Genomic DNA, 13,048 nt, shown 5'->3' on the forward strand with positions numbered 1-13,048 from the left:
GCGGACACCCTTCTTCTTTCTTCTTCAGCCCCCTTGGTTCTTCTCGCACAACAGCTGGGCGAACACGCCCTGGCCTGGTTCGCGCTCGCGCTGACCGTGTCGGTGCTCGGCGCCGGCCTCGCCTGCCGGATGCTGCAACGGCGCCATCCGCTGCCCGACACCGGCGAGCCTGACGAATCGCGCCTGGCGCTCGGCTTGGGCCTGGGCTTCGTGCTGATCCTTGCAGCGGCGGTGCTGGTCGCGTGGATCGCCTCGCACCTGGGCGACGGCCGCACCATGGGCCGCGCCGACCAGGCGCTGGCCGACGCCATCGCCGCCCACGTGCCGTGGGGCGCGCTGGTGAGCTTCAGCTGGCTCACGCACCTGGGCGACGCGCAGCTGCTCGCGCCCGTGTGCGGACTGGTCGCACTGCTGCTGTGGCGCAACGCGCACCGCGGGCTGGCGCTGGGCTGGGTGACCGCGCTCGGCGGCATCGTGGTGCTGAACCCCGCGCTCAAGCACATCTTTGCGCGGGCCCGGCCGGTGCATGACCACGGGCTGGCGCTGGAAACGAGCTTCAGCTTTCCCAGCGGCCACAGCGCGGGCGCGATCGTGAGCTACGGGATGCTGCTGTACCTGGCGCTGCGGCTGCTGCCGGCGCGCTGGCATGTGCCGGCCGCCATGGCCGCGGTGGCGGCCATCGTCACCATCGCCTGCAGCCGGATCTTCCTGCAGGTGCACTTCGCGAGCGATGTCGCGGCCGGCCTGCTGACCGGCCTGGGCTGGCTGCTCGTGTGCGTGAGCAGCCTGGAATACGCGCGGCATCGCAAGCGCCGCACCGCGCGCTGACCGTCGATCAGTATTCCCAGAAGATGCGCTGAAGCTCTTTGGTGTTGTTGGTCTTCGTGAGGGCCACCATCGCCAGGATGCGCGCCTTCTGCGGGCGCAGGTCGTGCGCCACCACCCAGTCGTACTTGTCGTCGGGCTGCTCGGCGTTGCGGATCACGAAGCCGTCGGGCACGCGCGAGCTGCGAATGACGATCACGCCGTCGGTGCGAGCCTTCTGCAGGTTCGGCACGATGCGGTCGGCCACCGAACCATTGCCCGTGCCGCCGTGGATCAGCGCCTTGGCGCCGCTCTTGGCGATCGCGTCGATGGCCACCGACGACACGCCTTCGTAGCCCATCGCGATCTCGACCGGCGGCAGCGCGGTGATGGTGTCGATGTTGAACTCCGAGTTCGTGGTGTGGCGCTTGACCGGCGCGCGGAACCAGTAGTTCTTGCCCTCGACGATCATGCCCAGCGGACCCCACTGGCTGGAGAACGCGCTGGTCTTGATGTTGACGTTCTTGCTCACGTCGCGGCCGGTGTCGATGTTGTCGCCCATCGTCACCAGCACGCCCTTGCCCATCGCGTCCTTGCTGCCCGCCACGTTCACGGCGTCGTACAGGTTGAGCGCGCCGTCGGCCGACAGGGCCGTGCCCGGGCGCATCGAGCCGACCACGACGATCGGCTTGTTGGTGTGCACGGTGAGCGTCAGGAAGTAGGCGGTTTCTTCCAGCGTGTCGGTGCCGTGGGTGATGACGATGCCATCGACGTCCGACTGCTTGGACAGCGCCGAGACGCGCTTGGCCAGCGTCATCAGGTTGTCGTTGGTGAGGCTTTCCGATGCGACCTGGAACACCTGCTCGCCGCGCACGTTGGCGACCTTGGCCAGCTCGGGCAGGCCGGCGATCAGCTTCTCGACACCGACCTTGGCGGCCGCGTAGGTCGCGCTGTTGACGGCCGACGCGCCGGCACCGGCGATGGTGCCGCCGGTTGCCAGGATCACCACGTTGGGCAGCGCCTGCTGGGCCTGCGCGAGCGCGCTGGCCGCGAGCAGTGCGGCACCGGCCGCAAAGGCACGGAAATGGGTAGAAAAGTACATACGGGCTCCTTGGTTTGAGGATGATTTCTCGAGGCGGCGAGGAAGATACATGAACCATGCCCGCATGCCATGCCGCTGCATGCCGGCATGGCATGCGGTCATGCGCCGGCCTTAGAGGGCCAGCAGCCAGCCCGCCACCGCCGCCAGCCCGACGACCCACACCGGCGACAGGCGCGCGTAGACCAGCAAGCCGAACGCCGCCAGCGCCAGCCCGAAATCGGCCTTCGAGTGGATGGCGCTCGTCCACACCGGGTCGTAGAGCGCGGCGAGCAGCACGCCGACGACCGCCGCGTTGACGCCCGCCATCGCGCGCTGGACGCCGTCGCGCTGGCGCAGCGTCTCCCAGAACGGCAGCGCACCCGCCACGAGCAGGAAGGCCGGCAGGAAGATGGCCAGCAGCAGCGCCAAGCCACCCACCCATCCGCCGAACGGCCCCGGCATCGCGGCGCCGAGGAAGGCCGCGAAGGTGAACAGGGGCCCCGGCACGGCCTGCGCTGCGCCGTAGCCCGCCAGGAACACGTCGTTCGAGACCAGGCCTGTCGGCACCACGCCCGCCTGCAGCAAGGGCAGCACGACGTGGCCGCCGCCGAACACCAGCGCACCCGACCGGTAGAAGGACGCGATGACGGACAGCGGTGGCCACTGCGTCGCCGCGGCCAGCATCGGCAGTGCGACGAGCAGCGCGGCGAACAGGCCCAGCAGCGCAGCGCCGGTCGCCTTGCTCACGCCGTGGTCGCGGTGCTGCGCGGCGGGCAGGTGGCCGGGCGCCAGCGCCCATCGGCCGACAACGCCCCCGGCGACGATGGCGGCGATCTGCCCCATGGCCGAAGGCACCGCGAGCACCAACAGCGCCGCGACGATGGCGACGCCTGCGCGCAACCGGTCGGGGCACAGCGACTTCGCCATGCCCCACACCGCCTGCGCCACGACGGCCACCGCGACGACCTTCAGCCCGTGCACCGCGCCCGATTGCGCCAGGCCCGCCCAGTGCGTGACGCCGGCCGCAAAGAGGATGAGCGCCACGGCGGACGGCAGCGTGAACCCGAGCCACGCCGCCAGCGCCCCGCCCCAGCCCGCGCGGCCGAGCCCCAGCGCGATGCCGACCTGGCTGCTCGCGGGACCGGGCAGGAACTGGCACAGCGCCACGAGGTCGGAATAGCGCTTGTCGTCGAGCCACTTGCGGCGCTCCACGAACTCCGTGCGAAAGTAGCCCAGGTGCGCCACCGGACCGCCGAAGGAGGTCAGGCCCAGCTTCAGGAAAGCGAGAAAGACTTCGAGCACCGAGCCCCTGGCGCGAAGGTCGCCTGTGCCATCGACCACGGATGGCGCGGCGGGCTTGGGGCGGTGGTGGTGCTTCATGAACGACGACGTCGAATGCGCATCCGCCGGTGCGCCTCAGCCTTGGGTGCGCCCGGGCCGGAAGAAGACCGCGCCCAGTGCGACGATCGCCAGCGCCGCGATCCACAGCGGCCACAGGCCGAAGGGCGCGACCCAGCGCGCGAAGGGCGTGAGCCCGCGCCGGCCCTCGACCGGCGCTTCGAGCACGCCGCGCGTGAGGCGCGGCAGCTGGTGCGTGACGCGGCCCGCGGCGTCGATCACCACGGTGGCGCCGGTGTTGGTGGACCGCACCATCGGCCGCGCGAACTCGAGCGCGCGCATGCGCGAGATGGCCAGGTGCTGGTCGATGGCGACCGAGTCGCCGAACCAGGCGATGTTGCTGACGTTGAGCAGGACGGTCGGCGCCGTGGCCTCGTCGCGGAAGTTCGCACCGATCTCGTCGCCGAACAGGTCTTCGTAGCAGATGTTGGGCGCGATGCGCTGCCCCTGCCAGACGAAGGGCGCCTGCGCGAGGCCGCCGCGCTCGAAGTCGCCCAGCGGGATGCTCATCATGCGGATGAACCAGCGAAAGCCCGGCGGAATGAATTCGCCGAAGGGCACGAGGTGGTGCTTGCTGTAGGCGTAGGGCTGCGCCGCGCCACCGGGCATGAAGCCGAGCACGGCGTTGCGGTAGGTGCCCGGCCCGTCGCCGAGCGGCAGGCCGACGATGGCCGCCTGCTGCGTGCCCGGCTGGCCGTAGCGCTCCTGGATCGCGTCGAGGTAGCTGGCGGGCAGCTGGCGCGGCAGCAGCGGCAGCGCCGTTTCGGGTGTGACCACGAGCTCGGCCTTGGCGTCGCGCAGCTGTTCGGCGTACCAGCGCAGCGCGGTTTCGATGCCGCCACCCGGAATGAATTTCTCGTCCTGCGGGATGTTGCCCTGCAGCAGCGCGACCTGCAGCGTGCCCGCAGTGCCCTGCGCGCCGCGCGCATCGGCAGGCAGCGGCGAGACAACGTTCGGCAGCACGAAGACCGCGGCGAGCAGCACCGCGGCCAGCGCCGTCGGCATCACGCCACGCAGCGACAGCCGCCGCGCGACCAGCGCCACAGCCAGGGCCGCCGCGGCGCCGATGCCGTACACGCCGCCCCACGGCGCCAGCGCGGCCAGCGGACCGTCGACATGGGCGTAGCCGCCGGCGCCCCAGGGAAAGCCGGTGAACCAGCTGCCGCGCACGAGCTCGGCCAGCGTCCACAGCGCCGCGAACACGAAGGCGCCGGCGACGCGCCCCGTCGGCCCGCGCACCACGAACCAGGCACAGGCCACGGCGTAGTAGAGCCCGAGCGCCGCGGCCAGCGCGAGCACGGCGATCACCGCCAGCGGCGCCGGCAGCCCGCCGTAGGTGTGCATCGAGATGAAGAGCCACCAGAAGCTGCCGGTGAGCCAGGCGGTCGCGAACACCCAGCCGTGCAGGCCGGCGCGGCGCCAGCCCGCGCCTTGGGCACGCAGGCCGTCGAGCAGCCAGACCAGCCCCGCCAGCGACAGCAGCTGCAGCCACCACAGCGGACGACCGTCGCCCGGCCAGGCGATGGACAGGGCCTGCGCCACACCCGCCAGGCCGAAGCCGAGCAGGCGCAGGAAACCGCTTGCGGCGGAGGAAGGGGGAGAGGTGGGCGAGACGCGGGCCGGGGCCGCTGCTGCGGGCGCCGGCATCAGTCGGCCGCGTCGCCGCCGCGCGCCGGCGACACCCGGAACCAGCGCACCGCGCCGCCCTTGGTGTGCAGCACGACGAAGTCGAAGCCGCCGATGGCGTGGTGCTCGCCGCGCTTGGGCACGTGGCCCATCTCGTGCGCGATGAGTCCGCCGATGGTGTCGAAGTCTTCGCTCAGCTGTTCTTCGTTGAAGACGATGCCGAAGGCCTCGGCCACGCGCTCGATGGGCGTGTCGCCCGAGACGCGGTAGGTGTGGTCGGCCAGGCCGAAGATGTCGCCCTCGTCTTCGGCGATGTCGAACTCGTCTTCGATCTCGCCGACGATCTGCTCGAGCACGTCCTCGATGGTGATGAGACCGGCCACGCGGCCGAACTCGTCGATGACGATGGCCAGGTGGTTGCGGTTGCCGCGGAACTCGCGCAGCAGGTCGTTCAGGCCCTTGCTCTCGGGCACGAAGGTGGCCGGGCGCAGCAAGGCGCGGATGTTCAGGCCCGGCGCGCGCTGCAGCTTGAGCAGGTCTTTCGCGAGCAGGATGCCGATGATGTTTTCTTTTTCGCCCTCGTAGACCGGAAAGCGCGAGTGCGCGGTCTGGATCACGGCGTGCAACAGCGCGTCGAAGGGCGCGTCGATGTTCACGAGGTCCATGCGCGGCGCCGCGACCATCACGTCACCGGCCGTCATGTCGGCCATGCGCAGCACGCCTTCGAGCATCACGCGCGATTCGGCGCCGATCACCTCGTTGTCCTCGGCATCGGCGAGGGTTTCGATCAGCTCGTCGCGCGAATCGGGGCCGGGGTGGATGAATTCGGCGAGCTTCTGGAGAAAGCCACGCTTGTCTTCCCGTTCAACGGGAGCGCGTTCAGGGTGAGGGTCGGCCACTGCGGGAGGGCGGAGTTGAAGAGAGACAAGGATAACGGATTGCGCATGACAGGCTCTACCGTCCGGCCGGCATAGGCCGGCCCTGCCCGCTCAAGGTGCAGATTTGCTGCGCGCGTCGCGCATGCCGCTGCGCACTTCCTGCAGGCTCGCGAGGAAGGCCCAGAACTGCTTGGCGCGGCTCTTGAGCGCGAAATCGACCGCGGCGTAATGCTCCAGCGCGATCTCGCTCATGCGGCTGTCGAAGGTGGCGGTGGGCAGCTGCAGGTGCGCTTCCGACTCCGAGCCGCTGCGCACCACGGTGGCGCCGGCGTTGCGGGCGATCTTGAGCATGGCGGCGTTTTCGCTCAGCGCATGGATGAAGAGCATGCCCACGCCTTCGTTGCGCGCGGCGACCACGGCGCGTTCGAACAGGCGCGCGCCATAACCGCGGCCGCGGGCGTGCGACGACACGGACACGCCGAATTCGGCGCAGTCGCTGTGCTGGTCGCCGGGTGCGTAGGCCACATGCGCCATCGCGATCAGATCGAGGCGGCGGTTGTAGATGCCGAACAGTTCGTCGCGGTCGAAGTCCAGGCCTTCGACATAGCGCAGGACCTGCTCGTCGGCCGCGGCATAGCCGAAGCGCAGGTAGCGGTCGTGCGGCGTCAGGTCCAGCAGGTGGCGCGCGATGCGTTCGCGTTCGCGCGGGCCGATCGAGCGGATCGGCACCATGACGGGTGGGGGCGCGCTGACGGCGCGCGGTTGCGCCTCAACCATCGGCGCCTTCAGGAAAGAGCCGAGGCCGAGAGACGCTTTGAGGAGGGTCTTGGCGGTAAGCATGTCTCCAATGTAAGGGTTTTCCCTTAATCACTAAGCCCGCAAGGACACTTTCTGGACGCATTCGTGACTCGATACCAGAGTCCGTGGTGTTTCCGCAACCAATTTGTGGTTAAACGGGCACAGATGTTGTGGCTTTGACACGATCGAGCACAAAGCTGGTCTTGCAGTCTTCGACGCTGGGGTGCTTCAGCAGGGTGTCCATGATGAAGCGGCTGTAGTGCGCCATGTCGGCCACCACCACGCGCAGCAGGTAGTCCATGTCGCCGGTGAGGGCCGCGCACTCGACCACCTCGGGCCAGGTCTGCACGCTGGCGCGGAACAGGTCCATGGGGTTGCGCTTGTGAGTTTCGGTGTGCTTTTCGAGCCGCACGTTCAGGTAGGCCGTGAGGCCCAGGCCGACCGCCTCGGGTTGGACCAAGGCCACGTAGCGGTCGATGACCTTGTGCTCTTCCAGCCGCTTGACCCGCCGCAGCACGGCGCTGGGCGACAGGCTGACCTGCTCCGCGATCTGGTCGTAGGTGGCGCGGCCGTCTGCTTGCAGCATGCGCAAAATGAGCCGATCTATCTTGTCGAGTGCTTCCATTTCGTCATTTTTGCAGCTTTACTGCGTCATGGCCACCCAGGGCGCCCAGAAACGCAGAAAACCTGAACGCCTTCCGTCCTACAGTGCAGCACGGCCCGGATCCGGGCCTTTGTTTTCCTTTCTGCACAACTTCCCCACTTTCCGGAGACAGCACCCATGAGCCACGCCGACGCCCCCGCCTTCACGCCCTGGGAGAACCCGATGGGCACCGACGGCTTCGAATTCATCGAGTACGCGGCACCCGATCCGGTCGCGATGGGCAAGGTGTTCGAGCGCATGGGCTTCGTGGCCATCGCCAAGCACCGTCACAAGAACGTGCTGCTGTACCGCCAGGGCACGATCAACTTCATCCTGAACGCCGAGCCCGATTCGTTCGCACAGCGCTTTGCGCGCGAGCACGGCCCGAGCGTGTGCGCCATCGCCTTCCGCGTGCAGGACGCCAAGCAGGCCTACGAGCGCGCCACCGCGCTGGGCGCCTGGGGCTTCGCCGACAAGGCCGGCCCGGGCGAGCTGAACATCCCCGCCATCAAGGGCATCGGCGACAGCCTGATCTACCTGGTGGACCGCTGGCCCGGCAAGAACGGCGCGCAGCCGGGCGACATCGGCAACATCGGCTTCTACGACGTGGACTTCGAGGCGCTGCCGGGCGTGTCGTCGCAGGACGCGCTGGCGCGCAAGGGCAATGGCCTGACCTACATCGACCACCTGACGCACAACGTGTACCGCGGCCGCATGGACGTGTGGGCCAACTTCTACGAGAAGCTCTTCAACTTCCGCGAAGTGAAGTACTTCGACATCGAAGGCCAGGTGACGGGCGTGAAGAGCAAGGCCATGACCAGCCCCTGCGGCAAGATCCGCATCCCGATCAATGAAGAAGGCAAGGAACAGGCCGGCCAGATCCAGGAGTACCTGGACATGTACAAGGGCGAGGGCATCCAGCACATCGCCATGGGCTCGGACAACCTGTACGAGAGCGTCGACGCGCTGCGCGCCAACGGCGTGACGCTGCTGGACACCATCGACACCTACTACGAGCTGATCGACAAGCGCATTCCCGGCCACGGCGAAAGCGTGGCCGAGCTGAAGAGCCGCAAGATCCTGATCGACGGCAAGAAGGACGCGCTGCTGCTGCAGATCTTCAGCGAGAACCAGCTGGGCCCGATCTTCTTCGAGTTCATCCAGCGCAAGGGCGACGACGGCTTCGGCAACGGCAACTTCAAGGCGCTGTTCGAGAGCATCGAGCTCGACCAGATGCGCCGGGGCGTGCTGAGCGCCGCAAAATAAGGCGCTTCACCACTGCCCTGGAGCCCGGCATGCGCCACGCGTCTTCTTCGACTGTCGTCACTTCCTTTGTCGCGGCAGCCGCCGCTGCTGTCGTGCTCTCGGGCTGTGCTTCGGCGCCGCCCGCGGCCGGCCCGGGTGCCTCGCACCTGGACACGGTGCAGAAGGCGGCCGTGCTGCGCATCTGCACGCCGGGCGACTACCGGCCCTTCAGCTTCCAGAAGGCCGACGCCTCGTTCGAAGGCATCGACGTCGACCTGATGGCCGGCTTCAGCGCCAGCCTCGGCGCGAAGCCCGAATGGGTCAAGACGACGTGGGCCAACCTGCTGCCCGACCTGGCCGCAGGCAAGTGCGACATCGCCGTGGGCGGCGTGTCGGTGACCACCGACCGCCAGAAGCGCGCCTTCTTCAGCGCGCCCTACATGGTCAACGGCAAGACGCCCATCGCGCGCTGCGCCGACGTGGCCAAGTACCAGAGCGTGGCGGCCATCGACCAGCCGTCGACCCGCGTGATCTTCAACCCGGGCGGTAGCAACGAGCGCTTCGCCCGCACCAACTTCAAGCAGGCCAGGCTCACGCTGCACGGCGAGAACGTCACGATCTTCGACGAGATCCTGGCCAATCGCGCCGACGTGTTCGTCACCGAATCGGCCGAGGCCATCACGCAGCAAAAGCTCAAGCCCGGGCTGTGCGCGGTGAACCCCGACAAGCCGCTGCAGTACGGCGAGATGGCCTGGATGCTGCCGCGCGACGACGTGGCTTTCAAATCGTATGTCGACCAATGGCTGCACCTGCAGCAAGCCGGCGGCGACTTCCAGCGCGTGATGGACCGCTGGCTCAAGTAACCCGAGAAACCGAACGCCCCATGGATACCCCCGCCGCCGTTGTCACTCCCGCCGTCTATGGCGCCTCCGATCGCCCGCCGCGCGGCGACTACTCGCGCGGCGGTTCGGTGCAAGCCGACTACACCTGCCCGCAGGACTGGGCCAGCTACACGGCGGCCGACCACGATACCTACAAGCGGCTGTACGAACGCCAGGCCGCGCAGCTGACGGGCCTGGCCTGCGACGCCTTCATCAAGTCGCTGCCGCTGCTCGGCGTGAAGGACCGCATCCCGCGCTTCGAGGAACTCAACGAGCGCCTGCACCGCGCCACCGGCTGGGAGATCGTCGCGGTGCCGGGGCTGATTCCCGAGCTGCCCTTCTTCACGCTGCTGGCGAACCGCAAGTTCCCGGTGACCGACTGGATCCGCAAGCCCGAAGAGTTCGACTACATCGTCGAGCCCGACGTGTTCCACGACCTGTTCGGCCACGTGCCGATGCTGTTCGACCCGACCTTCGCCGACTACGTGCAGCGCTACGGCCAGGGCGGCATCAAGGCGCACGAGCTGGGCGCCGGCGAGAAGCTGGCGCGGCTGTACTGGTACACGGTCGAGTTCGGCCTGATCCGCCAGCCCGAGGGCCTGCGTGCCTACGGCGCCGGCATCCTGAGCTCGGTCGGTGAGCTGCAGCACGCGGTGCGCAGCCCCGAGCCGCACCGCCTGCCGCTCGACCTGCTGCGCACCATGCGCACGCAATACAAGATCGACACCTACCAGGCCAACTACTTCGTGATCGAGAACTTCGCGCAGCTCTTCGATCTCACGGCACCCGACTTCACGCCGCTGTACCGCGCGCTCGAGGTCGAGCCCGACATCCCGGCCGGCGTGCTGCTGCCGGGCGAATCCGGCAACGCCTGATCGGCATCCGAGTGACCCGGGCACGCATGGCGGCTGCTATCGCCTGCGCGACACCGGGCGCGCGCCCCTAGGACAAGCCCGCTGGCGGGTGGGAGGCATTGGCTCCCACAATCCGCGCCAAAGGAGCTTGCATGCAGACATCCGCGCGACAGAACTACCCGGCCGGCGTGCCGCACGAGATTCATCCGGAGCAGTACCGCTCCCTGCCTCACATGTTCGACGAGGCCTTCGGCCGCTACAAGGACCGGCCGTTCTCGGTCTGCATGGAGCGCTGGATGTCGTACGGCGAGCTCGACACACTCTCCAAGGCGATGGGTGCATGGCTGCAATCGCAAGGCCTCGCGCCCGGTGCGCGGGTGGCGATCATGCTGCCCAACGTGCCGCAGTTCGCGGTCACGATGTGCGCCGTTCTGCGCGCGGGCTACACCTGCGTCAACGTCAATCCGCTGTACACGGCGCGCGAGCTGGAGCACCAGCTCAAGGACTCCGGCGCCACTGCCATCGTCATCCTCGAGAACTTTGCCGCCACGCTCGAACAGGTGATCGAGCGCACGCCCGTCAAGCACGTGGTGATGACCGCGATGGGCGACCTGCTCGGCGGGCTGTACGGCACGTGGATCACGGTGGCCGTGCGCCACCTGGCCAAGATGGTGCCGCCCTACAAGCTGCCGCTGAGCGACGGCCGCACGGTCACGCCGTTCAAGCAGGCGATTGCCGAAGGCCGCGGACGCACGCTCGGGCCCGACCAGAGCACGCTCGATTCGATCGCCTTCCTGCAGTACACGGGCGGCACCACCGGCCTGTCGAAGGGTGCGGTGCTGACCCACCGCAACATCGTGGCCGCCACGCTGCAGGCCGAAGCCTGGTTCACGCCCGCGCTGGCGCGGGCCGGCGACCTGGCGAAGGTCAACAGCATTGCCGCGCTGCCGCTGTATCACATCTTCGCGCTGACGCTGTGCCTGCTGGTGATCCGCCAGGGCTCGCACATGACGCTGATCCCGAACCCGCGCGACTTCAACAAGTTCGTTGCGGTGCTGAAGAAGCGGCCCTTCCACATGCTGCCGGCGGTGAACACCTTGTTCAATGCGCTGCTGATGCACCCGGAGTTCAAGACGGTCGACTTCTCGACGCTGTTCGTGTCGCAGGCCGGCGGCATGGCCGCCTCCGAAGGCACGGCGCGCAAGTGGTTCGAGGCCACCGGCTGCCCGATGATCGAAGGCTGGGGCATGAGCGAGACCTGCGCGATCGGCACCAACAACCCGGTGTCGAACACGAAGTTCACGGGCACCATCGGCCTGCCGTTGCCGAGCATTGAGATCGCGATCAAGGACGATGAAGGCCAATCGCTGCCAATCGGCCAGGCGGGCGAGCTCTGCATCAAGGGGCCGAACGTGATGACCGGCTACTACAACCAGCCCGCCGAGACGGCGGCTGCCTTCACGGCCGACGGCTTCATGCGCACCGGCGACATCGCCGTCATGCAGGAAGACGGCTACAGCCGGATCGTCGACCGCAAGAAGGACATGATCCTCGTCAGCGGTTTCAACGTGTTCCCCAACGAGCTGGAGAACGTGATCTCGCTGTGCCCGGGCGTCGTCGAATGCGCGGCCGTGGGCGTGCCGGACGAGAAGCAAGGCGAAGCCATCAAGGTCTTCGTGGTCCGCAAGGACCCGACGCTGACGGAAGACGCTGTGCTCCAATACTGCAACGGACAGCTCACCGGCTACAAGCGGCCGAAGCACATCGAGTTCCGCGAGTCGCTGCCCAAGACCAACGTGGGGAAGATCCTGCGGCGCGAGTTGCGCACCAGCGCCGGTGCCTGAGCGCGTGGGGCGCCACGGGGAAGCCAGCGCCGGGCTGCCGGCGAATGTCATCGTGTTCGAGCGGGGCTGGCTGTCTTCGAACAACATCCTCTTCGTCGGAGCCGAGGAAACGGCGCTGGTCGACACCGGCTATGCCACGCATGCCGATCAGACGCTGGCGCTGGTCGAGTCGGTGTTGGGCGAACGTCCGCTTGATCGGGTGCTGAACACACATCTTCACAGCGATCACTGCGGGGGGAACGCGGCGTTGCAGCAGCGTTATCCATTGTTGCGGACAGACATTCCGCCTGGAGAGGCGGCGCTGGTTGAGCGATGGGATGCGCAAGGTCTGAGTTTTCTTGCGACGGGGCAGAGTTGCCCGCGTTTTGGCTTCACCGGACTGCTCGAGCCGGGCACCGAACGCCTCTTGGGAGATAGCGCGTGGCAAGTGCATGGCGCTCCAGGTCACGATCCGCACTCGGTGATCCTGTTCGACCCGGTGTCGCGGACGCTCATTTCAGCGGATGCGCTCTGGGAGAACGGGTTTGGCATCGCTTTTCCGGAGCTGATGGGCGAGCCCTCGTTCGGAGACATTGCGGCGACGCTTGATCTGATCGAGAAATTGTCGCCGCGGCAGGTGATCCCGGGGCATGGAGGAGTCTTTGGCGATGTCGAGCGAGCTTTGCAGACGGCGCGCAAGCGTTTAGCTGGCTTGCAGCGAGACCCTGTGAAGCACGCGCGCCATGCGATGAAGGTGTTGATGAAGTTCAAGCTTCTGGAGCTGCACGCGGTGTCGCATGCGGAGTGGGATGCGTGGCTGGCTGGGACGCCGTATTTCGAGCTGATCCGGGCTCGATTCTTTGCCGATGAGTCGCTGGTCGATCTGACGTCGGACCTGCTTGCAGAGCTGATTACGGCCGGCGCAGCACAATCCGATGCTTCGGGAGTTCACAACGCCTGATTGGCGGTTGTCTGCTGCAATAAAAAAGCGCTGATTCTTTCGAGTCAGCGCTTTTT

General features: G+C 67.7%; 12 protein-coding genes. 6 read left to right on the forward strand and 6 right to left on the reverse strand.

Annotated elements, in window-relative coordinates; all coding sequences use genetic code 11:
- Positions 1–33 precede the first annotated feature (33 nt).
- On the forward strand, positions 34–828 hold the full coding sequence (locus VHAB30_RS28925; RefSeq protein WP_223301439.1) for a phosphatase PAP2 family protein: 795 nt from the start codon (positions 34–36) through the stop codon (positions 826–828).
- A gap of 7 nt (positions 829–835) precedes the next feature.
- Here VHAB30_RS28925 and VHAB30_RS28930 read toward each other — a convergent pair whose 3' ends face one another.
- The 6 genes from VHAB30_RS28930 to VHAB30_RS28955 form a co-directional block, all read right to left on the reverse strand.
- Positions 836–1,906 carry an asparaginase gene (locus VHAB30_RS28930; protein ID WP_062481776.1) on the reverse strand — a complete coding sequence of 357 codons (1,071 nt, stop codon included), beginning with the start codon at positions 1,904–1,906 and terminating at the stop codon, positions 836–838.
- 111 nt (positions 1,907–2,017) lie between these two features.
- Entirely contained in the window at positions 2,018–3,265 is a 1,248-nt protein-coding gene (chrA, locus tag VHAB30_RS28935) for a chromate efflux transporter (RefSeq protein ID WP_159279467.1), read from the reverse strand.
- A gap of 36 nt (positions 3,266–3,301) precedes the next feature.
- A complete protein-coding gene (gene lnt / locus VHAB30_RS28940) occupies positions 3,302–4,930 on the reverse strand; it encodes an apolipoprotein N-acyltransferase (protein ID WP_159279468.1) in 1,629 nt (542 codons plus the stop codon).
- Complete coding sequence (locus VHAB30_RS28945) at positions 4,930–5,808, reverse strand: HlyC/CorC family transporter (protein ID WP_062482253.1); 879 nt, start codon at positions 5,806–5,808, stop codon at positions 4,930–4,932. Before VHAB30_RS28945 ends, lnt begins: the two co-directional genes overlap by 1 nt.
- Before the next feature lie 90 nt (positions 5,809–5,898).
- Positions 5,899–6,627, reverse strand: coding sequence for a GNAT family N-acetyltransferase (locus VHAB30_RS28950; RefSeq protein ID WP_062482250.1), 729 nt, complete (start codon positions 6,625–6,627; stop codon positions 5,899–5,901).
- 109 nt (positions 6,628–6,736) lie between these two features.
- The gene (locus tag VHAB30_RS28955; protein ID WP_062482247.1) at positions 6,737–7,210 is read right to left on the reverse strand and encodes an Lrp/AsnC family transcriptional regulator; all 474 of its coding nucleotides are present in this window, start codon (positions 7,208–7,210) and stop codon (positions 6,737–6,739) included.
- Between the two features lie 156 nt (positions 7,211–7,366).
- Here VHAB30_RS28955 and hppD point away from each other — a divergent pair, with 156 nt between their 5' ends.
- From hppD to VHAB30_RS28980, 5 genes are all read left to right on the forward strand, one after another.
- Complete coding sequence (hppD, locus tag VHAB30_RS28960; RefSeq protein ID WP_062482244.1) at positions 7,367–8,494, forward strand: 4-hydroxyphenylpyruvate dioxygenase; 1,128 nt, start codon at positions 7,367–7,369, stop codon at positions 8,492–8,494.
- A 29-nt stretch (positions 8,495–8,523) separates the two neighbouring features.
- Positions 8,524–9,336, forward strand: coding sequence for a transporter substrate-binding domain-containing protein (locus VHAB30_RS28965; RefSeq protein WP_095947889.1), 813 nt, complete (start codon positions 8,524–8,526; stop codon positions 9,334–9,336).
- Positions 9,337–9,356: 20 nt separating this feature from the next.
- Positions 9,357–10,229, forward strand: coding sequence for a phenylalanine 4-monooxygenase (phhA, locus tag VHAB30_RS28970; protein WP_159279469.1), 873 nt, complete (start codon positions 9,357–9,359; stop codon positions 10,227–10,229).
- Between the two features lie 131 nt (positions 10,230–10,360).
- Positions 10,361–12,052 carry an AMP-binding protein gene (locus VHAB30_RS28975; RefSeq protein ID WP_062482236.1) on the forward strand — a complete coding sequence of 564 codons (1,692 nt, stop codon included), beginning with the start codon at positions 10,361–10,363 and terminating at the stop codon, positions 12,050–12,052.
- A complete protein-coding gene (locus tag VHAB30_RS28980; protein ID WP_235926959.1) occupies positions 12,045–12,992 on the forward strand; it encodes an MBL fold metallo-hydrolase in 948 nt (315 codons plus the stop codon). The genes VHAB30_RS28975 and VHAB30_RS28980 overlap by 8 nt, the downstream gene beginning before the upstream one ends.
- The last annotated feature ends 56 nt before the right edge of the window (positions 12,993–13,048 follow it).

Source organism: Variovorax boronicumulans, assembly GCF_009811375.1.
GTDB lineage: Bacteria > Pseudomonadota > Gammaproteobacteria > Burkholderiales > Burkholderiaceae_C > Variovorax > Variovorax boronicumulans.